Here is a 25,459-nt window from a genome sequence, read left to right as displayed (position 1 = left end):
TATTCCAAAAACCTCACACAAAGAACACTAAGGAAGAGAAGGACACAAAGGGGGAATCACATCAAATCCAATATCTCCATATAGCACTCTACCGCTTCGTCATAGTCCTGTATTTCCAGATATAACGTGCTCATGTCTTTTAACAACTGGATATAAGAGGGATGAGTCTTGCCAATCGTCTGCGCCATGATAGACTTTACTTCAAGAAGGCATTGCACTGCCTTATCGTAGTTTCCAATTCTTTTATACAGGGAAGCCAAATAATACAGTGGAATATTTCGCAGGGCGGGAATGTGGGGAGCGTTATTTTCAAGATCAATTATTATATTGTCGCATAACGTTGCTTTGTCAAAAATGCCTATTTCACTTTGATCGGAATAAATTTCATTAAACAGGGATAAAATACGCCCAATCTGCATATAATTATCCGATATTCTTTCCCACCAGGAGCTTGTTCTGAAATTTTCAAGATCATCATAAAGGCTCATCCATTCAATATTGATATAACCTAACGCGACTGCCTTGTTCATTTCCGTCACTGAGTTTAGCACATCTCCATCAAGTGAATATACGCAGGCAAGGTAAAAATAAACCATATTAGAGGAGCTTCCCCGTCTTTCCGCCTCATTAAGCCAATAATACGCTTTTGCAAACTCAGGCCTTTCTTCAGGCAAAAGCATATAAAAAATGCCCAATGCTTCTATATTTTCCAACTCCTGCGGCCTAAGCTGATTCATGCGTTCAAGCAGAGGAATAGATGAAGCGAAATTGCCCTCTCCAAGATACGCGATTACTCTTTCATATAACGCGTTATACTCATTAACGGCTCTCTCCTCCTTTATTCCCTTCGCGAAAACTGTCTCTTGCGTAAACACCGCCAATACAGTGATAATTAATAACGCTTTTAATTTCATTTCACTACTCCTGAATTTATTCCAAAGACCTCACACAAAGAACACAAAGGTACAAAGATCACAAAGAGAAGATCAGGGGTTTTTGTCCGTTATCTTATCGTGAAGCTCACATATAGCCTTAGGACAAAAACACTGCTCACTGCTCACTACTAACTGCTCTCTGGTCACTACCCTAGTCCATCATTACAAACGCCGCCCAATAAAACGGCGCCTTGTACTTAGCGCGGACTTTTTTCTGCGCTTCTTTAAATGCCTCTTGCCTGCTCTTTCCTGAAATTAGCCATTCATTGTAAAAAGTGCTCATCAATAACGCGGTTGCCTCATCGCTCACTTCCCACAGGCTCATTATTAGGGTCTCCACTCCAGCCAGTTTGAAGGCGCGTTGTAAGCCGAAAACTCCTTCGCCGTTTTTTACGTCTCCTAAGCCGGTCTGGCAGGCTGATAACACTACCAATTTAGCGCCTAACAGGTTCATACCGGCGATTTTAGCCGCTGTTAAGATGCCGCTCTCCACACCTTCTACTGGCTCATTTGTCCACGCGTGGTTACCGCCAGCCAATAAAATCCCCGAGCGCAACAGCGGATTGTCTATTGGTTTTAACGCGCCGCTGCTTTGCTGTTGCTGCCTGTCATCGGTTGGGCGTTTAGTATCGGGAAGAAAAAAGCCATGAGTAGCCAAATGAATTAACCCTGTTTTTTTGCCGCTTAACTGTCTGAAAGATTCCTCGTTGCCCATGCTGTCTTGAAACAAAGTATTGGCTATCTTTTTTTTCTTTAAATAGCCTTGTATATTCTGTACCTCAACACGCGTTGCCGGTAACGGATCCCACGCCGCGCCTCGCGTTACTCCCTGCGGCGGCACGGAAGAAGCGGCGGACGCAACGGCTTCTTGTTTGAATGATTGCGCCGCCGCTCGCATGGCGGTTTCATCTGCGTTATAATCAAGCCCGCCGTACAGGACCGCCGACGTAATTTGCACTGTCTCTTTCTTATTTCTGGAAACACGCGTAACTTCGCTTGTGCTTGACACCAGATTCAGATTGTATCTGTCAGTCAGGCGTTTTTTAAAAGAATCGTCTATGGGCAGGGCGTTAAACGCTATTTTGTGCAGTAACCCAGAAGGCGAATAATAAATCGTTGTAACGCCTTTTAATTCCTGTTCTAAAGGTTTCCACACGTATTCAAATAACGCTAACCCGTTGGCGTTGTAAAGAATTCGCGCCTGTTGCTCCGGGCTTCTTCCTTCCGCTTTGTCAAGTATTTCTTTCAATTCGCTCTCCTGGCACAAAAGAACCCACACCGGTGCCTTGCAGTCCTTTGTTACCACAAGCGCGGCGTATTGAACAATATCCGTCCATTTTTTGTCGTAAATCCTGAAAGAAACAAATTCAATCGCCGCTTCGTTCTTTTGCAGGCTTTTTTGTATAGTTTGCCAGTTGATAACTAAATCCGCTTTTAATTCCCTAAAAGCTGCGGAGGATTGTGTGAGGGATTTATCAAGCGCTTCGGCTTGGGTCTCAAGGCTCTTTATGTATTCTTCGTTACCGCCTTTTTGTTGTAGTGCGCTAATTTGCTGGCGCAAACCGCCTAATTCTTCAAATTGGGCGATTAAGGCTTGATTGCCAGAAGCGTATATCGCGTCCCGCACTGCGTTAGTAGTACGGAGCAGAAGGCCTTTGGAGAACAGGGCAGTTTCGTAATTAAGGATATTGCTTTCGGGGACGGGGTTGTAGAAGGAGAGGGAATAAGTATTTTCAAAAAAATCTGAGTTAATGTTCCAATAAGCGTCGCGTTGTTGTTCCGTTTGGAAAGAGAAATTTCTATTAACATTGCCAATATTTATTTTAATCTGTTCCTGTTTATACGCAAGCGCCTGCGTGTATTCTTTTTTACTCAAATAAAGCTTATATAAACTATCCAGTGATAAGGCATAAGAGGGATGCTCTTTACCCAGTGCCTTTTCCTTGATGGCTGCCGACTCCAGATAATAGCGTTCTGCTTTGGCATAATCGCCCATGCTGTAATACAGAGACCCCAAATTTTGTAACGACGTGGCATAAGAGGGATGTTCTTTACTAAGCGCCTTTTCTTCAATAGCTATCGTCTCCAGATAATAGCGTTCCGCTTTGGCATAATCGCCCATGCTGTAATACAGAGACCCCAAATTTTGTAACGACGTGGCATAAGAGGGATGCTCTTTACCCAGCGCCTTTTCACGGATTGCTGCCGCCTCCAGATAATAGCGTTCCGCTTTGGCGTAATCGCCCATGCTGTCATACAGCACTCCCAAGTTGTTTAACGCCACGGCATAATCGGGATGCTCTTTACCCAGCGCCTTTTCCAAGATGGCTGCCGCTTCAAGTTTATAGCGTTCCGCTTTTGCGTAATCGCCCATCTCATCATACAGAACTCCCATGTTACTTAATGACGAGGCATAATCGGGATGCTCTTTACCCAGCGCCTTTTCACGGATTGCTGCCGCCTCCAGATAATAGCGTTCCGCTTTGGCGTAATCGCCCATCTCATCATACAGAACTCCCATGTTACTTAATGACGAGGCATAATCGGGATGCTCTTTACCCAGCGCCTTTTCACGGATTGCTGCCGCCTCCAGATAATAGCGTTCCGCTTTGGCGTAATCGCCCATTTTGTAATACAGCCATCCCAAGTTGTTTAACGCCACGGCATAATTGGGATGCTCTTTACCCAGCACCTTTTCAAGAATGGCTGTCGCCTCCAGATAATAACGTTCCGCTTTGGCGTAATCGCCCATCTTGTAATACAACGATCCCATGTTGTTTAACGTTGTGGCATAAGAGGGATGCTCTTTACCCAGCGCCTTTTCCAAGATGGCTATCGCCTCCAGATGATAGCGTTCCGCTTTGGCGTAATCGCCCATCTTGTAATACAACGATCCCATGTTGTTTAACGTTGTGGCATAAGAGGGATGCTCTTTACCCAGCGCCTTTTCCAAGATGGCTATCGCCTCCAGATAATAGCTTTCCGCTTTCTTGTAATCGCCCATTTTGTCATATAATATTCCCAAATAGCTTAACGTATTGGAATAAGAGGGATTCTCTTTACCCAGCGTCTTTTCATAAATTGCTTTCGCTTCAAGAAAACATTCAATAGCTTTGGGATAGTCACCTTGATTGTAGTACTGTACACCTCTGCTATACCATGTTGCCGCGCTTTCCGTCTGCGCAAACCCCGCCCCCTGCACAAACACCGCCAACACAACGGCAATCAGCAAAATCTTCAGCTTCATAATTTTATCCCTAATTTATATAAAAAATATTCCCAAATTTTATCTCGCAAAGGCGCAAAGGCGCAAAGCTCTTGTCCGTCAGCTTTTCGTTATACAAGATATATTTACATAAGCTCCTGTAATATAACAATAATATCACAAACAACAACTTTGCGCCTCTGCGTCTTTGCGAGAGTTCTTCTTTCCAAATATCTCCCACGCACATCCCTCGAACAACAACACTGCTCACTGCTCATTGCTCACTGCTTCACTGTTAATTTCTCCCCTAACCTAAAAAAGAAGGGCTTCCAAACGAAAGCCCTTAATGTTTGCCAATTAAACAAAAACTAGTTAGTCGCTATTTGGAACCTGTTATAAACGCGTCCCCTGTTTTTCACGACAATAATGAAGTTTCCCGTCCATTTGGGAACAAACCTGACATAGCAGTTATCGGAATAACCTTCGTCATAGACAATCAGGTTGCCGTTCTGATCAAAGATATAAAGATCAAGATCGGTATCTCCGTCTCCAACTACAAGAACTTCGGCGAGTTTATTGGCCTCGAACGCGAGCGTATAGGTAACAGTGCCGCCGGCGCCAACTCTATCAACTTGGTAACGGGGGCCGCCTACCGCGCCTCTGGTTTTGCCTTTCATGGCTTTCTCAACCGCGGCGGCATAAGCAAGAACAGTCTTGTCACCAGCCGCCAGTTTCTTGCCGTCAGCTAACAGTTTTTCGGCAGTGTACTCAGGCTTCTCGGCTTTCTTGGTGGCGTCGGCGGTTTCATCTTTCGCGGCGCCTTTAGCGGCCATCGCCTGCGTTTGCGTTTGCGCGATAATTTCCGCGGCGCAAATAAGGGCCGACGCTGAGTCGCTCTTATAGCCGTAACTGGCCAAAGCGTAAGCGGTTTGTAACGCGCTTAAAGCCGGGGTAGCGGGGGTTTCAGCTTCGGGTTTCGCAGCTGTAGTCCCAACTTGGGCAAACAACGGCGCGCTGAGTAAGCACACAAGGACAACGATTAGTAACTTTTTCATCTCTATAACTCCTTCCAACATTTTCTTCCCGCCCTCAAGGGCAGGTTTTTTCCCCTTACGGGTTACCACATCCAACGGATGCATTTTATATATATATAAAAATCGAACTCTGAAAAGGTAACACAAAATTCGATCTTTTTTTACTAATTTTTTTAAATTTGACTTCTCACTAATAAGTTTTATCATTTTTTCAAATTTTATTCAAGTGATTTTTACAAAATTCGTATATTATACATATTATAAAAATATAATACACATATTATATTGATTCAAAAAAGCTTAAAGGTGAGGAAATTATTCAAATCCGCTTATTATCGAGAGGAATTCGCCAACCATATACAATGGAATATCGTAAATAACGCATCCTGAATAATCACTTTGCCCCAAATCAGACATGGAAAAACGAATAGCGATTTGCGGGTGATAAGTATCAATAAATAATTTGAGGCTTTTCGCCTTCAGATTTTTTTCCACCTTTACTTCTATAGGGATAATTTTATTTCCAATCTGAATGATAAAATCCAATTCCGCTTTCGCAATAACGGTTTTCTGTCAGGAGAATTTTTCCATATCAAGCAAGAATATTATTACTTTATTTTGTATATTTGCATTATATTATACTTTTGCACCTTTTTACAGGGAATATTTCAACGTATTAACACCTTTTTGTGGGGAATATATCAACATATTTACACCTTTTTACAGGGAATATATTGGCATTAATAGTCTATAACAAATAAAACATTATTCTAAAATTTTATCTCGCAGAGGCGCAGAGGCGCAAAGTTGTTGTTCGTAGGATCGTCGTTCTTCCTTGAAGATTTGTAGTTAAACTAATATATCTTGATCAATAATGAGTTTTCGGACGAAAACTTTGCGCCTTTGCGCCTCTGCGAGAGGATATTCTTGGGAATAATTAGCTGTTACAAAAAGTACTAGTACGCCTTTTTATAGGGAATCACGGAGACGGCTATCATGGCGATTAGCGTGCAAATATACGGAAAAGCGAGAATAAAGCCGGCGGGTATGTTCCAAAACCCCTGAGCGTAGTTTGAAAAACATTCGGCGAGCGCGAAAACAAACGCGGCTGCAAGGAGGCCTGCCGGTTTTTTTACGCCGAGAAAAATTACGGCAAGGGCGATCCAGCCTTTGCCGGCGGACATTCCAGGGACAAACGCGCCAAGATTGAGGCTTAAAAATGAGCCGCCTATGCCGCAGAAAAAACCGCAAATTAAAAACGCCGCCGTTTGGTAGAATACGGGTTTTATTCCAAGACTTACAAGCGAGTCGGCGCTTTTCTCGCAGGCGCGAAGCCTGTAACCGAATGGGGTTTTATAAATCGCGATGTGCGAAATTACAAGCAGAATAATTCCTAAAGAAGCATACAACATTAACAAGCCGCTTGAATTTTTTATCGTGATTACTCCCTTTGTGCCGAAAAGTTTATCGGAAAGAATTACGCACAATCCGCTTGAAAATAAATTTATCGCAAGCCCGGAAATAAACAAATCAGCGCGAAGTTTAAAAACAGCTAACGAATGTAACGCCGACAAAATTGTTGCCGTCAAAATAGCGGACAGTATGGCGGCGGTTATGCTGCCTGAAAAATGAAATACAGCCAAAGAGCAAAACGCGCCAGATAATAGCAATCCTTCAAGGGCGATGTTTAATGTTCCGGCGAGAGCGGGGAAAAGGCCGCCAAAGGCCGCGAAAAATATCGGGATCATTAAGTTTAACGTGCTTTTAAGAACGGGAAAAATCGCCATTTTATTTTTTCCTCCCGCGCTCAAAAATATTTTTAACGACTGAACTTGTAGATAAAAAGAAAATCACAGCCTGTATAATGTAGGATATTTCATAAGTTACTCCGGTATTCTGCATCGCGATTCTCGCTCCTGTTTCCGTCCACGCTAGGAATAGCGAACAGGGTATCACGGCGAGGGGGGAAAAATTTGCGATTAACGCTACTGTAAGGCCGCTCCAGCCTAATCCTGCGGAAAATTCCTTAATTACGGCATAATGCGTTCCAAGGACGGCGAAGCTTCCCGCAAGTCCGTATAACGCGCCGCTCATCGCCATTGCGATAACTGTGTTTAGTTTTGTGTTTATCCCGCCGTAACGCGCGAACATTTCATTTTTTCCGGCTATTCTGAATTCATAGCCTGTTTTTGTTCTGTAAAGAAAAAAGCGGACTATAAAAACAAAAACAAGAGCGATAAAAATACTTGAGCTTAAATTTGACGGTTTTAAAATTTGGGGAAGCCGCATATTTTCCGCGATCTTTTTTGTCGATATGAGAGATGTTTCAGGGTCAAGAAAAGGGCCTGTAACAAGAAAATTGATAATTGGGATAACGGCGCATGAAAGAAGGAAGGTTGTAATAATTTCGGGAGTTTTCCATCTTGCCTTAAAAAAGCCGCTGAACGCCGAAAGTGCGCCAGATGCTAATCCTCCCGCAATCGCCGCGATAACCGCTCCTATTACTCCAAAATTCGCAAGAGAGAGCGCGACTGCGGTTGTCGTAAAAGCGCCCAAATAAACTTGCCCTTCGCCGCCGAGGTTGAGGTTTCCGGCTTTCATGGCGATTATTATGCCTAACGCTCCGAAAATCATTGGAATAGCGCTATTAAGCAGATTGCCAAAACTGTACAAATTCCTAAACGGGCCTATAAAGAAAAAGTACAGTGTTTTTACGGGAGTGTCGCTAAGAATGAATATCAGCAATAATACTGTTAAGATAGAAATAGCGAATATGAAAATAACATTTTTCTTCATAAAGCGGCCCCAAGCCCCTGCATGCAATTTCCAATTGATTCTTTAATACTTGTATTCTTATTATTGATAAAAACACCGGCTATCTTTCCCCTGTACATTACAATTATTCTGTCCGCGAGCTCTATAATTTCATCTAAATTGGTAGAAATTAAAATAATAGCCGCCCCTTTCTTGCGAAGCGCGTCTATTTCACCTTTTATGAATCTGCCGGCGGCAATGTCAAGCCCCCACGTGGGCTGTGAAAAAACAATATAATCCTCAAACAGATTTAATTCCCTCGCAAGAATTAATTTTTGCAGATTGCCGCCGGATAGCGTATAAACTTTTTGTTTTAAATCGGGAGCGTCTATATTATATTTTTTTAACCAAGAGCCTATTTCTTTTTTAATTTCATTCTTGCGCGTCAGTTTTTTTAAATTAAAAGAGAAATATTCATTTCTCATGTTAATTATCATATTTTCCTCGATTGTCGCCCAAGACGCGCTTCCTACATTTACGCGGTCCGCGGGAACGAAACTAAGCCCCTGATTACGCAATTTGCGTATGTTAAGTTTTGTTATATCCTTTCCCCTGTGCAGAATTTTTCCTTCGCTGGGATGTAAAAAGCCTCCCAATACGGCTTCTATAACTCCAAGCCCGTTTCCGCCGACTCCGGCAAACCCAAGTATCTCGTTTGAATTTACGGAGAATGAAACTTTATCGAGTAACGGGCGTTTTTGCCTCCGTCTTTTTACGGTAACATTATTAAATTCTAGCACATTATCTTTTTTCCCGCCGCCGTTAGCGTATATTGACAGAGGCAATTTATCGTCCCCCATCATCATTTTCGCTATTTCATACTCATCAGTTTCTGATACGTTTTTTACGCCAATTAAAGTCCCGTTACGCAAAACAGCCACCCGGTCGCTGATACGCATAATTTCATTTAATTTATGCGTTATTAGGATAATTGATTTTCCGTTATTGACAAGCGTTTTTAGGGTGTTAAACAGCGATTTTATCTCATATTCGGTTAATATCGAAGTAGGCTCGTCAAGAACTATTATTTGCGCGTCATGGTATAAAACGCGGCAAATTTCCACCTGCTGCATTTCCCCTAGGGTTAAATCTTTTACCTTTACATTCGCGCTTATGGAAAAATTGTTATCTGAAATTATTTTCTCGCTTATCTTATTCGCTTTCTCAACGTCAAAAAATACGCCGTATTTGCGTGGCTCAAAGCCAAAAACAATATTTTCAGATGCGGTATATTCGGGAAACAGCATAAAATGCTGGTGAACCATGCTGATATTTCCGTCTATAAATATTTCTCCCCCGTCATGTTTTTCCAAACCGCAGAGGATTTTCATCAGCGTCGTCTTCCCCGCCCCATTCTCGCCCGCGACGCATAAAATTTCGCCCTTACGCAAATCAAGGCTGATGTTGTTATTCGCTTTTTTACCGCTGTCGGGATACTGTTTTGTTATGTTTTTTAATTCAACGATATTCATTAAAAATCATTCATGAGCTTTTCAAATTTATCGCGAATATCCTCAGGAAGATCTTTATAACCCGGATCATCGTAAATAAAGTTCAGATAACCTTCTTTTACACCGATTGTCTGTGAAATGCCGTATTGAATTTTTCCGGCTAAAACGTCTTCTAATATTTCCATTATAAGTTTTTTCTGTTCCATAAAACCGCATCCAACTATGAAACCCGGGGCCATATTATACGCGTTTGTGTTATACCAAACCAAATACGCGTGTTTTTCAACCGCCGTTTTAACAAGCCCCTGCGCCGCCCCGCCCGCTATCGAAGTGAAAACATCTACTCCCGATTCCATCATCGCCGAGGCGAGTTCAGCCGCCTTATTCGCGTCCGCCCACGAGCCAATCACGCGAAAATCAAGCTCTATTTCGGGATCAATGCGTCTCGCGCCTTCCAAAAAACCGGGAACCATTTGTTTTGTTAAAAGCGGATATTCCTGCGCGGCGATAAAGCCAATCCGCTTCTGGCTGTTCGCGTAAGGCATATCGCTTGTCGTGACAAGGCCGGCAAGATAACCTAAAAAGTACGACTGTTCCCTTTGATTATAATTATATGTTCTGATTTGCGGATTTCCTTCGTACTCGGCGTCCGCTATTATAAACTTTTGATTTGGAAAATTCTTCGCCACTCTGGCGCAAATTTCAGGCAGAGACGGATTGGAGCCGATAACAACGTCATAATCGCCGCCCGAAACCATTTCGCCTAACTGCTGCTCCCACTGTGACTGATTCATTCCCGCCTCATATATTTTTACGCTAACGTTTGAATGTCTCTTTTCAAACTCAAGAGCGCCGTCCGCCATCATTTCATAAGTCGGGCTTCCAGCGATGACTCCGGTAATAAAAACCAGAACGGAAAGGTTTTTTACCGTTCCCTCAGACTTAGCTTTTTTTGTACAGCCAACCGTAAAAAGCGCGGAGATAAGTAAAAGAGCGATTAATATTTTTTTCATAATTGTTTATCCCTTATATTTTTATACTCATAAAATAAATTATTGTAAAGGTCGATATTAAATAAATTTGGCTTAAAAGTTCTTTCAGTATGGTAAAAAGCCGACGATGCCTCGGCGTAAGAGGCGAATTTCCCCAGAAAGCAACTGCCAATTATCGCAAGGCCAAGAAGTTCCGTTTCCTTATACGCTCCTTCTATAACTTCTATCCCGGTAATGTCCGCTTTTATTTGATTAAGATGCGAACATTCGGCAAGCTTCCCTGTCACCCGTAACTGTTTAGCCTTTACGCCTGTTTCTTCCATAACTGAAAGCACGTCCCTAACCGCGAAACCAACGCTCTCAAGTATTGAATTGGCGAACTCGCGCCGTCCCGAAGCAAGATTAATTCCGCTCCAAACGGCAGTTACGGACGGATTCCAAACAGGAGCGCGTTCACCCGCCAAATATGGAAGAAAAACTAAACCGCCGCAGCCGCTTTTGCTCTCCTTCGCAAGCGCGATAAATTCATCAAAGCTGACTCCAAGCAAATCGCAAGCCCAATCAATAGCTTTGCCCGTGGTGTTGATAATACCCGACAGGTTCCAGTACGGTTTGACAGGATGGCCATAAGACATCAGCCTGTTATCGAGAATACGGTTTTGCGTGCAGAGATTGATTCCTTCAGAGGAGCCGGCGCGGTCGCAAGCCTGGCCTGTTTCCGTTACCCCGCTTCCTAAAATAGCGGCAAAAAAGTCCGGCCCGCCTGAAATTACCGGAATATTTTTTGAAAAGCCGAATAACGCCGCAGTTTTTGCAAGAATTGTTCCAAACGGCTCGCCGGGACGGATGAAAGCGGGCATTTTAGTAGCGTCCAGATCAAGCTTATCAAGCACGTCGTTATCCCAAAACCAGCGCTCAAATCCGTCGCACGGGAAAACATTACGCGCCTGACCTGTAAGAGCGTAGGCAAGATATTCGGGGCAGCCAAGAAAATATTTTGTTTTTTTATACAATTCAATTTCGTCGTTTTTAATGCTCAGTATTTTAGGAAGAAAAAACCCCGCGTCCACAAAGCCGCCCATCAAGCGCGAAACTTCTTCTGTATACTTAACCGCCCTGCGGTCAAGCCAAAGCCTCGCGTTATCCGCCGGAACATCAATACCATTATCTGAAAAAATCTGCTTATCAAAAACTGGAACAAGGCTGGGGCCGTTTCCGCTTATTACGATAACCTCGACAGAGGCAAGGTTTTCAATTTGTCCATTTAAAAGCAATTTGCCGCGGCAGGTTTCAAACGCGCGAAGCCAATGGGAAGGCTCCGCCTCATGTTTATTTCCGCTGTTAATAACGGAAAGCGCCTCCGCGGCAAAGGACAGCCTGTTCCCGTCAATATCCCATAACGCGGATTTAAAGGTAGACGTACCTATGTCGATGGTGAGTAAGGCGGGTTTAGGCATAAAATGATAGTATAGCGTTACTATAGTATTGTCAATGGAAATTTTTTGAAAGAAACTTACATAAAGATATCTTGACAAAAAATTGAAAATAAGTATAAAATAAAGAATATAAATCCGTAAACTGTGAAAGATGCGCTGTCGGCGGATAGTGATCAAAAGGAAGTGAAGGATTTTTACAATTATTAGTCACTTTTTTAAAAAATGTAACATATCTCATCTAACCGTTAAAAAATCATGGAACATTTATTGTAATTATTGTAACTATATGAAGAACTGTGTTGTTTTATTAAAAAGAGGGCGTTTAGAAGTGAAACAGGAGGAGAATTATCATTATGGCGACAAATAAAAATTCACCAGTTAAATTATCGATTCTAATAGCGATATTTATCGTTATATGCTTATCCGGCTGCAGCCACTGGCGGGGCGATATGGCGAAAATCGTTATTTCGCTTGGCGGCGAGGGACGTGTCGCTTATAATCCTAATGATTCTGCAACCCATCAACAGCTTAAACATAACATCATACTTACAAATACAAACACAGAGGAAAAGCTGACGTTTAAAAAAAGCGGCGCGACTTTTGAAGCCTATGTAATGCCCGGTAACTGGACAATATGGATTGATTCATGGCTTGATGACGACGTATACGCGGCAGGCTCCACAACCGCGGACTTGCAATTAGGGCAGGATAATATAATAACGATAACGATGCAACAGGCCCACTGTGTAAAATTTGACTCTACAGGCGGCAGTAATGTGCCGTATCAGGTGATATTTCACGATGGGAAGGCAACCGCGCCAACTTCTCCTACCCGTACAGGCGGCGTTTTTGGCGGATGGTACGCGGATGACGAATTAAAGACAGCCTTTAATTTTAATAGTTTAATTTCAGAAAGCATTATTCTTTACGCGAAATGGAATGCGATTGATGTTCCCGGCAATACCCTTGCGGAAAAATTAGACTGGCTTTATGGCAATGCAGCTAACGGAGGGAATTATACCGTTACGGTCAATGGCAATGAAAGTATTTCAGGGAGTTGGCTTGCTTACAATGACAAGAAAGTAAGCATAACCCTGAGCGGCGGTACCGTTTCTTTGAATAACCCGATTGACAATAATAATTTTTCTATGTTTACGATTGGTTCGAATGTTACGCTTATTCTGGAAAATATAACTCTCAATGGCCGTTCGGACAACAAAAATACGCTGGTTCAGGTAGATGGCAAGGGCAGACTGGAAATGCGTGTCGGGTCGCTGATTACCGGCAATTCAAGCGCCGAAACGAGTTGCGGCGTAGCTGTTGGCGGCGAAGGAGCGTATTTTTTAATGACGGGAGGAACCATCTCCGGGAATTCCAGTTCCCAATGGGGCGACGCGGTTGGAGTAGGAAGGGGAGGAACATTTGAGATGCGCGGCGGAAAAATTACCGAAAATACAGGGTTCTGCAGAGGAGTAAAGGTTAATGAAGAGGGAACCTTCAATATGTATAAAGGAGAGATTTCTTACAATCACGCCGATCACGGCGGCGGCGGGGTACGGCTTGATAAAACAGGAATTTTCAATATGTATGGCGGGGAAATTTTTGACAATACAACCAACCATGACGGCGGCGGGGTAAGTACAGACGGAACCTTTAATATGAGCGGCGGAAAAATCTATCATAATACAGCCGCTGATACCGGCGGTGGAGTGTCTGTACAAGGAGTTTTCACCATGACCGGCGGAGAAATCTATAACAACATTAATACCACCGTCCAGAATACATGGATGGGCGGCGGGGTAAATGTAAACGGAACCTTCAACATGAGCGCCGGGAAAATCTACGGCAATACAGCCTATGGCGGCGGCGGCGTGAATGTGTATACCGGAACCTTCACTATGACCGGCGGAGAAATTTATAGCAATACTGTTATACAATGCGGCGGTGGGGTAAATGTTCAGACTGAAGGAAGATTTAAAAAAAGCGGCGGGACTATTTATGGATCTGATGGAGGTAATTCTAAAAACTCTGTAACGGGCACTTGGAATAATAATAATAATGGTAATGGTCATGCGGTAAGTGTGGTAAATGAAGAATTTACTGCTATTAAATACCACAGAGAAAAAACCGCCGGACCAACAGTTAACCTTGATTCGAGTAAAAACGGCACAGCAGGGGGCTGGGAGTAAAACAAAAAGGATGGCACAACAGTGCCTGTCACCGGAATAAAAGGGGACACCGTTGTTGGGTTCCGGCTGGTGCGCCCCTGAGCAATGAGAAATGAGCAGTGAGCAATGAAGAAAGAGAACAAAGCAAGATACAACAATCTTCCACTGCTCACTGCTCACTTATTCTGTGGTGTTAGCGAAGTCTGAAAGAGGAGAGAGGGATTTTAATGAGTAATGAGAAGGAAGAGTTAGTAAATATGAGAGGCTTGGAATTATACAGCGGCGGCTATTTTTTCCCCTACCAATTCGTCAATGATTTGAGCAGGGGTTTTGCGGTCAGCCGCCGCCTTCGTAAAAAGGTAATTGACAGTCATATTGGTTATTCCCAAAAGACGCAATTCCCTCTGACTAAGCCAACCGCTTCCGTTAGGACCAAGCGTAATTTCATTGTTGGTAACAAAATCGTCAAGCGCATACGCTTCTTCTTCAGTCAATCTCGCCATAATAATCTCCTGTTAAAGTCCAAGCGTTTTAATGAAGCTATTACGAGCCCTCATCGCATGGAAAATGCTGATAGTGTTATCGTCTACCGGATTATACATAATTTCAAGAGGGTTACCGGCACGGTCAAAACCAATAACTGCGTACTTTTCAGGCAGTTCGCCAAGATCGGTATCGCATATTCTATTCTTGTAGGCGCAAAGAATATCCTCTTTGCTAAACCCATGCCGAAACGCCGCTTCGTTGAATTCAACGATAACATCCATAAGGAAAATATAGCATGAAAACTAAGAATTATCAATATAGCGCAAGGAGCGTACTTTGAAAAACATAATTATAACAATCTTCCTGCTTTTCACCTGCGCCGCGTTACACGCTCAAACCGCTGACGAAATACAAACGCTTTTGCGAACTCCAGCCGTGAGTTACGCGCAGGCGGCGCGTTTTGTGCTGGCAGCGGCGGATGTAATCAGCGTTGAAGCGGGCGAAGACGACGCGATGCGTTTCGCCGTCGCGAAAAATTGGCTGCCTAAAAAAGCGGACGCGCGGGACGCGATTTCCCTTGAAAGGCTGTCGCTTCTCATCATGAGGGCTTTTGGCTTAAAGGGTGGGCCGATGTACTCTATTTTTCATAACGCGCATTACAGCTACCGCGAAATGGTTTTTCAGGATTTGATAAATGAGGAAAACGATCCGCACATGAAAGTGTCGGGCGAAATAATGATTTTTATCGTCAACCGCCTGTTGTACCGGATCGCGGATAATCCTTGGGAATTTGAACAGTCCACCGAGCCGCGGGAGACGGCGGAAGCGGAAGAAGCCAGAAAGGAAGAAAATATCGCTTTGGCGGAGGAGATAACCGCCCAGATTGAAGCGATGGAAATAGCCGACACCGATGTTCGCATAACGGATCAAGGCGTTACCATCAGCATTTCCAACATACAATTTTTGGCTAATTCCTCCGAATTGCCGGAAAAAGAAAAACAGACAATAGCCGAAATCGCGCGGATACTCAGCGCCATTCCCGGCAGAAAAATCCTTGTCGCGGGGCATACCGCGCTTGCCGGAACGGAAAGGGAAAGGCTTCGCACTTCTCGCGAGCGGGCGCAAGCGGTCGCGGATTATCTTGTCAAATTGGGAGCGCGGAAAGCAAATGAAATAGTCGTCAGGGGATACGGCTCTGAAAAGCCCGTCGCGGACAACAACACACCCGAAGGAATGGCGCTTAACAGACGCGTGGAAATTACTTTGTTGGAGGACGCGCAATGAAAAAAATATTGCTTATGCTTGCGGCGATTCTTTATTTGGGCGCGTTTTCAGCTAACGCTTTTGATTTCGGCCTTGTTTTTAACCAGAACGCTGAAATTGACGCGCCGGATTTTAATTTTGAAAAAACCAGTTTCGACATATCGGGCGTTTTATCGCCGAGGTTTACCACGCCGCTTGGAAAAATAGGCAGTTTGTACATTTCCGCCGCGATAAGTTACGAAATTGAGAGCGGCGATGATCCTTGGATCAGTACTGCTCCTCTGGCGATAATACCGGAACTGACGCGAACCGACGTTACTTTTAATTTGAAAAATATCAATTTAAATATAGGACGGATGTTCTACGGCGATCCTTTGGGAATAACCGCAAGCGGGCTTTTTGACGGCGCGCAGGTTTCGCTCATTACACCTAACGGAAATATCCGCGCCGGAGGCTGGTATACGGGCCTTTTATACAGGGAAAGAGCCGCGATTACAATGACGACTGAAGAGCTGAAATCAAGCTACGATAAGGTTAATTATGATGATTTCGCCAATACCTACTTCGCCCCTCCCCGTATTTTGGCGGCGCTCGAATATGACCACCAGTCTCTCGCCGGATTCGTCGGTTTAAAAACTTCGATACTGGCGCAGTTTGACGCTGGCGATGAAAATTTAAACAGCCAGTATCTTACCGTCGCTTTATCAGTTCCGGGAAAATCATGCGTTTTTGATTTAGGCGGATGTTTTGAATTATTCGAGTATGACGGTAAGACAACTCCCGCGTTCGCGGCAGAGGTCGGCTTAACATTCATACTGCCGACAAAGCTGGAAAAACACATAAAATTATCCGCGCGTTATTCAAGCGGGGTTAGCGACGATGAAACCATTGGCGCGTTTTTGCCCGTAACGACAGTTTCCCAGGGAGAGCTTGTGGAAGCCAAATTTTCAGGCCTGTCCCTGTTATCCCTGGACTTTACGGGCAGGCTGGCGAAATCATTATCAGCGAATATGGCGTTCATGTATTTTATCAGGAATGATTTGGGAACGTACAGGTATTATCCCATAACCGGTGGAGACCCGCAGGGATTTTTTCTTGGCGCGGAAGTATTTGCGCGGCTTATATGGACGATATCTTCGGGAATACGCCTGAATCTTGGAACTGGCGTATTCATGCCCATGCTTGGCGACGCCGCGCCCGACGAGGCCATATTGTGGCGCGCAAAACTTAATTTAGTACTGTCAATATTTTAAATATAGGAGTAAAAAGATGAAAAAATTGATGTTTGTAACAATTTTTGTTTTAACGGGCTTGTACGCGTTTTCTCAGGACGCGTTTATCGACCAGCTTACAGGCACGGTGGAAATAAAGCAGCCGAATGAAACGTCGTTTAAGACCGCGAACAAAGGGGATAAAGTTTTTAAAGACACAGTTATATCAACGGGTTTTAAAAGTTACGCGATTGTCAAGATTGGCGGCACTACCATAACGGTGCGCCCGTTAACGTCTTTATCTTTGGCGGAGATTCAAAAGATAGATGAAACTGAATCTTTAAATATAAATTTGCAGGCGGGAAGAGTCCGCGTGGAGGTTAAGCCGCCGGCTGGAACAAAAGCGATTATGTCGGTAAGTTCGCCGACATCAACGGCGTCCGTTAGGGGAACCAGCTTTGAGTTTGACACCACTAACCTGTATGTAAACGAAGGCACCGTCAGCTTTACAGGTACCAACGGGCAGATTGTTCTTGTCAACGCCGGCGGAAGCAGCCGCGTGGATAAGACGGGACAGGCGTCAGCGCCAAAAGACGATAAAAACGCTAACTTAATGCCCCCAAGCCCCGCGGGAACAACCTCTAAAGACGTTCCAGTCACCGCCCCCGCAGCCGTGAATGTGCCTTTTACCGTTAAACTTGAATTCCGCTAAAAATTATTCCAAAGAGTTCTCACAAAGATCACGAAGGGACAAAGATCACAAAGAGAAATCAGGGGTTTTTGTCCGTTATCTTATCGTTAAGCCTCAAGCTAAACCTTCGAATAAAGACCCCTGATCCTCTTCTTTGTGATCTTCTCTTCCTTTGTGTTCTTCGTGTGAGTCTTCTTTAGAATAATTTTTTATCCTATTTTTTAATAAAGAAAAGTTCTCTAATTACGTGTTCTTTTGTCAATCCTTTTTGTTCAAATTTTGTTACGGGGCGCCAGTTTTGGGGAGGGGAAAAACTTTCGTACGCGTTTTTTAAATTAGCGGTCGCGTTCAAATCTTCAAGAGCGTGAAGGGCGTAGTCTTCCCAGTCGGTAACCATGTACAGATAGCCGCCGGGTTTTAGGCGGCTTGCGAGATTTTCAGTAAAGGGGCGCTGTATAAGGCGGCGTTTGCGGTGCCTTTTTTTGGGCCACGGGTCGGGGAAAAAGACATGGATTGCTTCAAGAGAGTCATGGGGGATCATTTTTTCCACGGCGTAAACGGCGTCATATTCAATTATTCTTATGTTGGCAAGAGAACGTTTTTCAATTTCCCATAACAGCCGGCCTATGCCGGGGCGGTGTACTTCTATGCCGATATAGTTTTTATCGGGATTTGCCTGCGCGATTTCAGCGGTCGTTACGCCCATTCCAAAACCAATTTCAAGCGTTACATTTCCACCGCCGCTAAATATTTTTTTATAATCAAGTTTTTCTTCCGTAAAGGGAATAACAAACTTTTCAGCTAACAGGGCGTAGGCTTTCTTTTGGGCGTCCGTAAAATGACCCGACCTAATCACATAACTTTTAAGCATCAGCGAAGAGAAACTGCGTTTGTAAACGCGCTGCAAAAATTGGCTTCATCTTCCGCCCAAAGAGAAGCGGTTCTCGCGTTTGACTGAAGCCTTAAATCTGAAACTGAGCCCATCTTTGAAGAAAGATTAACGGTAGCAATATAATTTCCCGCGTTGTCGTAACATACCAAACGATTTACAGGCCACTGCGAATTAACATTGTATACGCCGTCTGAAATCTCAATTTCAGGAAAAGGATAGCGGACGCTGCCGTCATAGGTAAAACTGCGCTCAACGCTTTCCCCGCCCTTGTTGACCAATACCGCGCGGAACAAGCCCCTTGGAAGCTCGCCTTCCCTAACCGTAAAACTTCGCGTTCCAATCCAGTCTTTTCCATCCTGCGTAAAACGCTGCCATTCGTCGCTTTTAATATTCCATCTAAGCTGTTCCCTGTCATGGTAGAGATACAACTCGCTAAGGTTTTCAATTCCGTCTTCATCTTCCGGCAAAATAAAAAATGAATAATATTCCTGCGGTCCGTCTTTGCCCTGATAAAGAATTAACTGTATATAACCGTATTTTATTTCAGGCGCGGATTTTGTACACGAGGCGGAAAAGGCGGCCGTAAACGCGGCGCAAAATATAACAGTGATATATAGAAGTTTTTTTACAAACTTTTTCATAACCTATTTTAAGTATAGATTGAAAATAAAAAAAAGTCTACAATTTCACAATGAATATTTGGTTTGCCACTAACAATACGCATAAAAAAACGGAGCTTAACGCCATTCTTAACATAAATTTGAAAATCCCGTCCGAAGAAGGTTTGTCATTTGAGCCTGAAGAAACAGGAGCGACTTTTAGCGATAATGCCATGATTAAGGCGAGAGCGCTGCAAAAAATCATTGGCGGAATGGAACCTGTCATAGCCGATGATTCCGGTTTGTGCGTGGACGCTCTTGACGGCAGGCCCGGCGTACTGTCCGCCCGTTACGGAATGGAGACAGGACAAAAGTTGACAAGCGACCGGCGTAATATTATGCTTCTTGACGAGTTGGGGGACAATCCAAAACGAAGCGCGAGGTTTGTCTGCGCTATGGTTCTTTTATTTAGCGACGACCGTTTTTTTCTTGTTCAGGAAACGCTTGAGGGGGAAATTGTAAAAAAGAGCGGAATAAAAGGGGAAGGCGGTTTTGGTTACGATCCGATTTTTTGGATACCGTCCCTTGGCCGCACCCTTGCCGAGCTTTCGCCGCAAGAGAAAAATTCTTTGAGCCACCGCGGAAAAGCGGGAAAGCATATTGCAAGCGTTCTACAAAATTTAATATCATAGCTTATAAAATGATTTGGGAGTAATTTTGTCAAAACTCAACATTGAAACGCAATTAAATGAACCGCAGGCATTGGCGGTACGCGCCATTGACGGGCCTGTTTTAATTATCGCGGGCGCGGGGTCGGGGAAAACCAGAGTAATTACTTACCGCATCGCGAATATGCTTGAAAACGGAATTCCGCAATCGGCGATTTTAGCGCTTACATTTACAAATAAGGCGGCGCGTGAAATGGAACAGAGGGTTAAAGAGCTTACGGGGAAAAAACTCCAGAGCCTTACGGTCAGCACGTTTCACGCTTTCGGGCTTCAAATAATTAAAGAAGATTGCGAGCTTCTCGGTTACAGAAAGAATTTTTCAGTCTATGATGAAACTGACAAAATATCGCTTATAAAGGAATCGTTACGCGAATGTAAAATGTTTTCTTCTAAAATAGACCTTTACGCCCTAAGCCAGTATTTTTCAAAAATAAAAACCGGCCTTGCAAAATGGACGGACGACGTTACAATGCAGCCCGTATATGACGAATATCAGCAGGCGCTAAAAATTTACAATTCGGTTGATTTTGACGATCTCTTAACAATTCCGCTCGAACTTTTTGAAAAACATGGCGATATTTTGGACAAGTACCGCAAAAAATACCGTTACATTTTAGTTGATGAGTTTCAGGATACGAGCCTTATTCAGTATAAATTGCTAAAGTTTCTGGCAAAGGACAAGAACGCGAATATTTGCGTAGTAGGAGACGACGATCAGTCAATTTATTCATGGAGAGGCGCTAATTATGAAAATTTACTGATGTTCGAGAAAGATTTTCCGCAGCGGATAGAAATTAAACTTGAGCAAAATTACCGTTCCACTACGACAATTTTAGACGCGGCTAACGGGGTAATTTCGCATAACACCGGCAGGAAGGATAAAAATCTTTGGTCGCCAAAAACGGGGGGCAAACCCATAGAACTGTTTTTCCCCGAGAACGAAACGCACGAAGCCAATTTTATCGCCTCCCAGATAAAGCCGTTAATGATCAGGGAAGATTATAAATACCACGATTTTGGAGTGCTAACAAGAACCAACTCCCTTATGCGTAATATAGAAGAAGCGTTCTTAGCGGAGAATATACCCTACCGCGTTTCGGGCGGAACAAGTTTTTTCCAGCGCAAGGAAATTAAGGATATTATTTCCTATCTGCGCGTAATAGCCAATCCCGACGACGACGTGAGCCTTTTACGCGTTATCAACACCCCGCGAAGGGGGATTGGAAAGACATCAATAGCCGCGTTAAACGAAATCGCTAAGAAAAACCATATCAGCCTTTGGGACTCGCTTGCGCGATTAAATTACGCGCGCTCTCATGGGCAGCAGGGGCTTTTTCAGGACAAAAAAGCCGCGACCGAACTTGAAGAATTTTCCGCGATGATAGAAGATTTTCGCGCCCTTTTTCTTGATCGTGAAACGCAAGACGGCAAGACATGGTCGCTTTCCGGGTGCGCGCGCGCGTTAGTTGATAATATTGATTACTGGAGTTACCTTGTCATTGAACACGGAAAAGACGAAAAAAAAGCAAGATGGAAATACAATAATATTGAATATTTTATTCGAATGATAAACAACTGGGAAACAGACCCCGATAATCTTGAACCGGGACTTTACGCGTGGCTTAACAGGATCAGCCTTATCACAAGGGACGACGGCGAGGATGACAATGAAGGCAAGGTCAACCTGATGACTATTCACGCGGCAAAAGGTCTTGAGTTTCCGGTAGTCTTTATCGCCGGAGCGGAAGAGGGACTAATCCCCCATGAAAAAAGCATTAGCGAAGACAACGAAGACGAAGCCGGCAGCTTAGCTGGAAGCATAGAAGAAGAGCGCCGTCTCTTTTATGTTGCGATTACAAGGGCGCGTGAAAAATTGTACATAACAAGCTGCCAAAAACGCCGCACACTTCAAAACACGAGGGACTGCTCCCCTTCCCCGTTTATCGATGAAATCCCAAAGGAATTGATTAAAATACACGAGACTGAAAAAGAAAATATTGACGAAGGAGACGCGGATAAGTTTATGGAACAATTAAAGTCAATGTTAAAATAATTTTTTTCCGCGAACTATACAAACCAGTGCGAACATGGGAGAGCACATCACACAAAGAACACTAAGAAGACAAAGGAAGCAAAGTTCCTGTCCGATGACCCATTATTGATCAAGATATATAAGTTTGACTACAAATCTTGAAAGAAAAACGACGATCCTGCGAACAACAACTTTGCGCCTCTGCGTCTTTGCGTGAGGTCTTCTTTGTAAATATTTAGTTGTTACAGACTACTAGTGATAATTTCCTATTATTTTAATGTCTGAAAAAGACATTGGCGGACAGGCTGGAACTGCTTTCAACGGAACTGGGCGTGAATGTTGAATGGCTGAAAAAAGGCAAGGGGAGATGTTTGTAAAACCGAACCTGTCCGCTCCAACGCTTGATACGGAGATTATGGTTAAATTGCGCCTGCTGCCCTTGCAGGAACAGAAAATTATTCACGATATAATAGATGCTTTTTTGGCGAAGAAATAAGGGAAGGTCACTCTACACGCCAATTAGCTTTTAATTACGCAATTTGTCCATTTGACTATTTTAATATAAATTGATAGTATAAACACAATGAGCCGAAATTTCGCCCGTTATAACGAAAACAACACAATCACGTTATGGGAGTAACAAAATGAAAATTAAAATTAAACTGAGTATCATGATGATCGCCATTATAGCGGTTGTGGCAGGCGGCATTGCCGTGCTGCTCCTGCGGGAAGCCTCCAATATAAGCATGAATTTGAGCAAGCAGGAAGTCAGATATTTGGCCAGAGAACAGGTCGCTTACTGGCAAGGCGTAGAGGATGGCTATATTCGGTTATTACGTACTCTGGCTTATACAATGTCGGAATATGAAAAGGTACCGCCAGCGGAACGCCGGGATAAATTTGACAGTATATTGGGGGATACGATTATTTACGAACCTGCCATAATAAATTTGTATACGGTTTGGAAACCAAACGCCGTTGACGGAATGGACGCTCAATATATAGGCCGTACCGGCTCCGGTCCCACGGGGCAGTACGCTATAACCTACACAAGAGAAAGCGGCAAAATATCGAGCCGGACTACCGTCGATATAGCCGCTTCAATGGCCTATTTTAACAGTCCCAACGCTAAAAATGATCGGGTAGAACACCCAATCCCCCGGACGATAGAAGGAAAAGATACGCATTTACTCAGACTTATGGTTCCGGTTATTAATCCCCGTACCAACGAAGTAGTAGGAGGCGTAGGCTGCCTTTATATTATTGACGCGATACAGTCGGTGGTAGCAGACACCATTAAAGCCAACGAAAAAATTGCCGGAATGGCTATTTATTCGGGTAACGGGCTGATAATTGGCCATCTGCTTCCAGAGAGGGTAGGGAAAATGCTTATCGATGTTGAGACGATGTACGGCCCCTACATAAAGGATGCGGAGCAGGCTGTAAAAACCGGAAAGGAATTTTCATGCAGCACTTATTCTCCAGAGCTTAATACAGAAGTGGAAATAGTTATGCTTCCCTTCCAAATAGGCAGTTCGGACAAAACTTGGTCGGTAATGATGCTCGTCACGGATAAATATATAATGAAGGATGTCAACGCGATTACCAGATTTACAATCATCCTGACGGCAATAGCTCTTATATTGGCGGCGGTAATTGTGTACTTTACACTCCACGGTACTATAAATCCAATCGTCAAGGTGGCTGAAGAACTAAGGGACATCTCCGAAGGCGAGGGCGACCTGACGCGAAATATTGCCGTCAGTTCAAAAGACGAAATCGGCGACCTTGCCTTGTACTTTAATAAAACTCTTGAAAAAATCAGAAACCTGATTATCGTCATCAGGAAAGAAGCTAACAAACTGTCAGATATTGGTAATGACCTTGCCAGCAACATGACCGAAACCGCCGCGGCAATCAACGAAATCACCGCCAATATCCAGAGCGTCAAGGGCAGGGTTATAAACCAAAGCGCCAGCGTTACCGAAACCAACGCGACTATGGAACAGGTTATTACTAACATCAACAAACTCAACGGTTTGGTAGAAAATCAGGCTGAAACAATATCTAAACGGTCCGCCTTCATTCAAGCAATGGTAAATAACATCAATTCGGTAAATCAAACATTGCTTAAAAATCTGGAAAATGTAAAAACACTTAAAGAAGCCTCCGAAATAGGCCGCAATGGGTTGCAGGAAGTAGCCGCTGACATTCAGGAAATATCCCGCGAGTCCGAAGGTTTGCTGGAGATTAACGCCGTTATGGATAACATAGCCAGCCAGACCAATTTGCTCTCAATGAATGCTGCGATTGAAGCCGCTCATGCGGGGGAAGCCGGAAAAGGTTTTGCCGTAGTTGCCGATGAAATCCGCAAGCTGGCTGAAAGTTCTGGCAAGCAGTCAAAAACAATTGTTACGGTACTGAAAAAAATAGCGGAATCAATTAAAAAAATAACCGTCTCAACCGATAACGTGCTTAAGAGATTCGAGGCGATTGACTCGGACGTAAAGACGGTGTCGGAGCAGGAGGAGATAATCCGTCATGCGATGGAGGAGCAGGGCGAGGGGAGCAATCAACTCCTTCAGGGAACCGCCAATTTAAATGGAATTACCCAGCAGGTAAAAGCCAGTTCCGAAGAAATGCGTGAGGGCAGCCAGGAAGTATTGAAGGAGAGCCAGAACCTTGAAAAAGTAACACAGGAAATAACCGGCGGCATGAACGAAATGGCATTAGGCTCGGAACAGATTAACACGGCGGTACACAATGTCAATGATATGACCCAAAAGAACCGCCAAGCCATTGACGATTTGTTACGTGAAGTTTCGCGCTTCAAGGTGGACTAATCCGTTGGTAATTCGGCGTTATTAATTATTATCTTGTCGCCCAGTTTCTTTGGCTTTGTACGTCTATCGGCGTCAATCTCACAAATTTCTCGTCAAGCCCGCCAAATATTTCGCCCGATAATCGCGGGTTTGGAAAGAAAAAATTCATTGGCCGGAGTAAATTCAGAAAGGCTAACGCCCCCGTCGTATCCCTCTTCCTCAGGGTCTCCTCCGTAGTCGTTGCTCATCAGCATAAAATATTTTCTTTCCCCGTTTTTATCAAGATAGGAAATGCCGCTATTCGGGAATATTCCCACTTCCATCCATGATACAACGAGCGGCTTTTGCGGTAGAAATTTCTCTATCAAATACAACACGTCTGTAACCTCCCAGCCTATGTTGTCGTTTTCGTCCCAGACAGGGCTGATGGATATCCATCTAAAATCCCTAACGGGAACATTGGTTGTGAATTTGAGTCTTGGGTAATTACTGTTGGGAATGAATAAATGCACTGAAGAAGGATCGTAATCGGACTCATCTACCCCGGCAACATCTATAACAATTTCTGTCTCATCTGCAAACGAATTATCTATATCAGTTTCGCCGGTCTCTGATTGAGAGGCGATTTTTTTCGTACAGCCGCTGATTATTATTAACAATGCGATAATTTTCAAAATTTTAAATTTGTTTTTCATGCCGT

At 43.8% G+C, this 25,459-nt stretch carries 22 protein-coding genes; 8 read left to right on the top strand and 14 right to left on the bottom strand.

All coding sequences use genetic code 11. The annotated features are described in order from the left end of the window. Positions 1 to 56: 56 nt before the first annotated feature. The 9 genes from ACYVRA_RS11120 to ACYVRA_RS11080 all read right to left on the bottom strand — a co-directional run bounded on the left by ACYVRA_RS11120 (position 57) and on the right by ACYVRA_RS11080 (position 11,888). Positions 57 to 914, bottom strand: a complete 858-nt coding sequence (locus tag ACYVRA_RS11120; protein WP_461252775.1) for a tetratricopeptide repeat protein — start codon at positions 912 to 914, stop codon at positions 57 to 59. A gap of 172 nt (positions 915 to 1,086) precedes the next feature. Next, complete coding sequence (locus tag ACYVRA_RS11115; protein ID WP_461252774.1) at positions 1,087 to 4,182, bottom strand: CHAT domain-containing tetratricopeptide repeat protein; 3,096 nt, start codon at positions 4,180 to 4,182, stop codon at positions 1,087 to 1,089. 326 nt (positions 4,183 to 4,508) lie between these two features. Continuing rightward, a complete protein-coding gene (locus tag ACYVRA_RS11110) occupies positions 4,509 to 5,195 on the bottom strand; it encodes a hypothetical protein (RefSeq protein ID WP_461252773.1) in 687 nt (228 codons plus the stop codon). Positions 5,196 to 5,489: 294 nt separating this feature from the next. Continuing rightward, positions 5,490 to 5,720 carry a hypothetical protein gene (locus ACYVRA_RS11105; protein WP_461252772.1) on the bottom strand — a complete coding sequence of 77 codons (231 nt, stop codon included), beginning with the start codon at positions 5,718 to 5,720 and terminating at the stop codon, positions 5,490 to 5,492. Between the two features lie 410 nt (positions 5,721 to 6,130). After that, positions 6,131 to 6,961, bottom strand: coding sequence for an ABC transporter permease (locus tag ACYVRA_RS11100; RefSeq protein ID WP_461252771.1), 831 nt, complete (start codon positions 6,959 to 6,961; stop codon positions 6,131 to 6,133). A gap of 1 nt (position 6,962) precedes the next feature. Then, on the bottom strand, positions 6,963 to 7,970 hold the full coding sequence (locus ACYVRA_RS11095) for an ABC transporter permease (protein ID WP_461252770.1): 1,008 nt from the start codon (positions 7,968 to 7,970) through the stop codon (positions 6,963 to 6,965). Beyond that, on the bottom strand, positions 7,967 to 9,460 hold the full coding sequence (locus tag ACYVRA_RS11090) for an ABC transporter ATP-binding protein (RefSeq protein ID WP_461252769.1): 1,494 nt from the start codon (positions 9,458 to 9,460) through the stop codon (positions 7,967 to 7,969). Before ACYVRA_RS11090 ends, ACYVRA_RS11095 begins: the two co-directional genes overlap by 4 nt. Next, positions 9,460 to 10,452, bottom strand: coding sequence for a BMP family ABC transporter substrate-binding protein (locus ACYVRA_RS11085; protein WP_461252768.1), 993 nt, complete (start codon positions 10,450 to 10,452; stop codon positions 9,460 to 9,462). The genes ACYVRA_RS11090 and ACYVRA_RS11085 overlap by 1 nt, the downstream gene beginning before the upstream one ends. After that, entirely contained in the window at positions 10,449 to 11,888 is a 1,440-nt protein-coding gene (locus tag ACYVRA_RS11080; RefSeq protein WP_461252767.1) for a xylulokinase, read from the bottom strand. Before ACYVRA_RS11080 ends, ACYVRA_RS11085 begins: the two co-directional genes overlap by 4 nt. A 332-nt stretch (positions 11,889 to 12,220) precedes the next feature. Here ACYVRA_RS11080 and ACYVRA_RS11075 point away from each other — a divergent pair, with 332 nt between their 5' ends. Further along, positions 12,221 to 14,056, top strand: coding sequence for an InlB B-repeat-containing protein (locus ACYVRA_RS11075; protein ID WP_461252766.1), 1,836 nt, complete (start codon positions 12,221 to 12,223; stop codon positions 14,054 to 14,056). 251 nt (positions 14,057 to 14,307) lie between these two features. On the opposite strand, the gene ACYVRA_RS11070 is transcribed toward ACYVRA_RS11075, so the two are convergent. Both ACYVRA_RS11070 and ACYVRA_RS11065 read right to left on the bottom strand, forming a co-directional pair. Continuing rightward, positions 14,308 to 14,538 carry a hypothetical protein gene (locus ACYVRA_RS11070; RefSeq protein WP_461252765.1) on the bottom strand — a complete coding sequence of 77 codons (231 nt, stop codon included), beginning with the start codon at positions 14,536 to 14,538 and terminating at the stop codon, positions 14,308 to 14,310. A gap of 12 nt (positions 14,539 to 14,550) precedes the next feature. Continuing rightward, a complete protein-coding gene (locus tag ACYVRA_RS11065; protein ID WP_461252764.1) occupies positions 14,551 to 14,802 on the bottom strand; it encodes a hypothetical protein in 252 nt (83 codons plus the stop codon). Between the two features lie 55 nt (positions 14,803 to 14,857). On the opposite strand from ACYVRA_RS11065, the gene ACYVRA_RS11060 reads away from it, so the two are divergent. Genes ACYVRA_RS11060 through ACYVRA_RS11050 form a run of 3 tightly spaced genes read left to right on the top strand, consistent with a single transcriptional unit; the run spans position 14,858 to position 17,707 of the window. Then, positions 14,858 to 15,805 carry an OmpA family protein gene (locus ACYVRA_RS11060; RefSeq protein ID WP_461252763.1) on the top strand — a complete coding sequence of 316 codons (948 nt, stop codon included), beginning with the start codon at positions 14,858 to 14,860 and terminating at the stop codon, positions 15,803 to 15,805. Beyond that, complete coding sequence (locus ACYVRA_RS11055; RefSeq protein ID WP_461252762.1) at positions 15,802 to 17,037, top strand: hypothetical protein; 1,236 nt, start codon at positions 15,802 to 15,804, stop codon at positions 17,035 to 17,037. The genes ACYVRA_RS11060 and ACYVRA_RS11055 overlap by 4 nt, the downstream gene beginning before the upstream one ends. Positions 17,038 to 17,053: 16 nt before the next feature. Beyond that, positions 17,054 to 17,707: a FecR family protein gene (locus ACYVRA_RS11050; RefSeq protein ID WP_461252761.1), complete on the top strand. Its 654-nt coding sequence runs from the start codon at positions 17,054 to 17,056 to the stop codon at positions 17,705 to 17,707. 193 nt (positions 17,708 to 17,900) lie between these two features. Here the strand turns inward: ACYVRA_RS11050 and trmB are convergent, their stop codons facing one another. Together trmB and ACYVRA_RS11040 are read right to left on the bottom strand one after the other, a co-directional pair. Beyond that, positions 17,901 to 18,557, bottom strand: coding sequence for a tRNA (guanosine(46)-N7)-methyltransferase TrmB (trmB, locus tag ACYVRA_RS11045; RefSeq protein ID WP_461252760.1), 657 nt, complete (start codon positions 18,555 to 18,557; stop codon positions 17,901 to 17,903). Further along, positions 18,557 to 19,219, bottom strand: coding sequence for a hypothetical protein (locus ACYVRA_RS11040; RefSeq protein ID WP_461252759.1), 663 nt, complete (start codon positions 19,217 to 19,219; stop codon positions 18,557 to 18,559). The genes trmB and ACYVRA_RS11040 overlap by 1 nt, the downstream gene beginning before the upstream one ends. Before the next feature lie 50 nt (positions 19,220 to 19,269). On the opposite strand from ACYVRA_RS11040, the gene rdgB reads away from it, so the two are divergent. From rdgB to ACYVRA_RS11020, 4 genes are all read left to right on the top strand, one after another. Then, entirely contained in the window at positions 19,270 to 19,869 is a 600-nt protein-coding gene (rdgB, locus tag ACYVRA_RS11035) for an RdgB/HAM1 family non-canonical purine NTP pyrophosphatase (protein WP_461252758.1), read from the top strand. A gap of 25 nt (positions 19,870 to 19,894) precedes the next feature. Then, the gene (locus tag ACYVRA_RS11030; protein ID WP_461252757.1) at positions 19,895 to 21,958 is read left to right on the top strand and encodes an ATP-dependent helicase; all 2,064 of its coding nucleotides are present in this window, start codon (positions 19,895 to 19,897) and stop codon (positions 21,956 to 21,958) included. A gap of 322 nt (positions 21,959 to 22,280) precedes the next feature. Next, positions 22,281 to 22,433 carry a hypothetical protein gene (locus ACYVRA_RS11025; protein WP_461252756.1) on the top strand — a complete coding sequence of 51 codons (153 nt, stop codon included), beginning with the start codon at positions 22,281 to 22,283 and terminating at the stop codon, positions 22,431 to 22,433. A gap of 148 nt (positions 22,434 to 22,581) precedes the next feature. After that, positions 22,582 to 24,780, top strand: coding sequence for a methyl-accepting chemotaxis protein (locus tag ACYVRA_RS11020; RefSeq protein WP_461252755.1), 2,199 nt, complete (start codon positions 22,582 to 22,584; stop codon positions 24,778 to 24,780). Positions 24,781 to 24,872: 92 nt separating this feature from the next. Here ACYVRA_RS11020 and ACYVRA_RS11015 read toward each other — a convergent pair whose 3' ends face one another. Continuing rightward, positions 24,873 to 25,454, bottom strand: coding sequence for a hypothetical protein (locus ACYVRA_RS11015; RefSeq protein ID WP_461252754.1), 582 nt, complete (start codon positions 25,452 to 25,454; stop codon positions 24,873 to 24,875). Positions 25,455 to 25,459: the final 5 nt, after the last annotated feature.

It is taken from the genome of Treponema sp. R8-4-B8 (genome assembly GCF_054786175.1).
This window is presented reverse-complemented; position numbering and strand designations above follow the sequence as displayed.

Excerpts from the sequence above, each read along its gene's own strand:
- ACYVRA_RS11095 (WP_461252770.1), bottom strand. The coding sequence starts at position 7,970 with ATGAAGAAAAATGTTATTTTCATATTCGCTATTTCTATCTTAACAGTA.
- ACYVRA_RS11080 (WP_461252767.1), bottom strand. The coding sequence starts at position 11,888 with ATGCCTAAACCCGCCTTACTCACCATCGACATAGGTACGTCTACCTTT.
- rdgB (WP_461252758.1), top strand. The coding sequence starts at position 19,270 with ATGAATATTTGGTTTGCCACTAACAATACGCATAAAAAAACGGAGCTT.
- ACYVRA_RS11070 (WP_461252765.1), bottom strand. The coding sequence starts at position 14,538 with ATGGCGAGATTGACTGAAGAAGAAGCGTATGCGCTTGACGATTTTGTT.
- ACYVRA_RS11025 (WP_461252756.1), top strand. The coding sequence starts at position 22,281 with ATGGCTGAAAAAAGGCAAGGGGAGATGTTTGTAAAACCGAACCTGTCC.
- ACYVRA_RS11065 (WP_461252764.1), bottom strand. The coding sequence starts at position 14,802 with ATGGATGTTATCGTTGAATTCAACGAAGCGGCGTTTCGGCATGGGTTT.
- ACYVRA_RS11020 (WP_461252755.1), top strand. The coding sequence starts at position 22,582 with ATGAAAATTAAAATTAAACTGAGTATCATGATGATCGCCATTATAGCG.
- trmB (WP_461252760.1), bottom strand. The coding sequence starts at position 18,557 with ATGCTTAAAAGTTATGTGATTAGGTCGGGTCATTTTACGGACGCCCAA.
- ACYVRA_RS11090 (WP_461252769.1), bottom strand. The coding sequence starts at position 9,460 with ATGAATATCGTTGAATTAAAAAACATAACAAAACAGTATCCCGACAGC.
- ACYVRA_RS11085 (WP_461252768.1), bottom strand. The coding sequence starts at position 10,452 with ATGAAAAAAATATTAATCGCTCTTTTACTTATCTCCGCGCTTTTTACG.
- ACYVRA_RS11050 (WP_461252761.1), top strand. The coding sequence starts at position 17,054 with ATGAAAAAATTGATGTTTGTAACAATTTTTGTTTTAACGGGCTTGTAC.
- ACYVRA_RS11120 (WP_461252775.1), bottom strand. The coding sequence starts at position 914 with ATGAAATTAAAAGCGTTATTAATTATCACTGTATTGGCGGTGTTTACG.
- ACYVRA_RS11055 (WP_461252762.1), top strand. The coding sequence starts at position 15,802 with ATGAAAAAAATATTGCTTATGCTTGCGGCGATTCTTTATTTGGGCGCG.
- ACYVRA_RS11110 (WP_461252773.1), bottom strand. The coding sequence starts at position 5,195 with ATGAAAAAGTTACTAATCGTTGTCCTTGTGTGCTTACTCAGCGCGCCG.
- ACYVRA_RS11100 (WP_461252771.1), bottom strand. The coding sequence starts at position 6,961 with ATGGCGATTTTTCCCGTTCTTAAAAGCACGTTAAACTTAATGATCCCG.
- ACYVRA_RS11075 (WP_461252766.1), top strand. The coding sequence starts at position 12,221 with ATGGCGACAAATAAAAATTCACCAGTTAAATTATCGATTCTAATAGCG.
- ACYVRA_RS11015 (WP_461252754.1), bottom strand. The coding sequence starts at position 25,454 with ATGAAAAACAAATTTAAAATTTTGAAAATTATCGCATTGTTAATAATA.
- ACYVRA_RS11115 (WP_461252774.1), bottom strand. The coding sequence starts at position 4,182 with ATGAAGCTGAAGATTTTGCTGATTGCCGTTGTGTTGGCGGTGTTTGTG.
- ACYVRA_RS11040 (WP_461252759.1), bottom strand. The coding sequence starts at position 19,219 with ATGAAAAAGTTTGTAAAAAAACTTCTATATATCACTGTTATATTTTGC.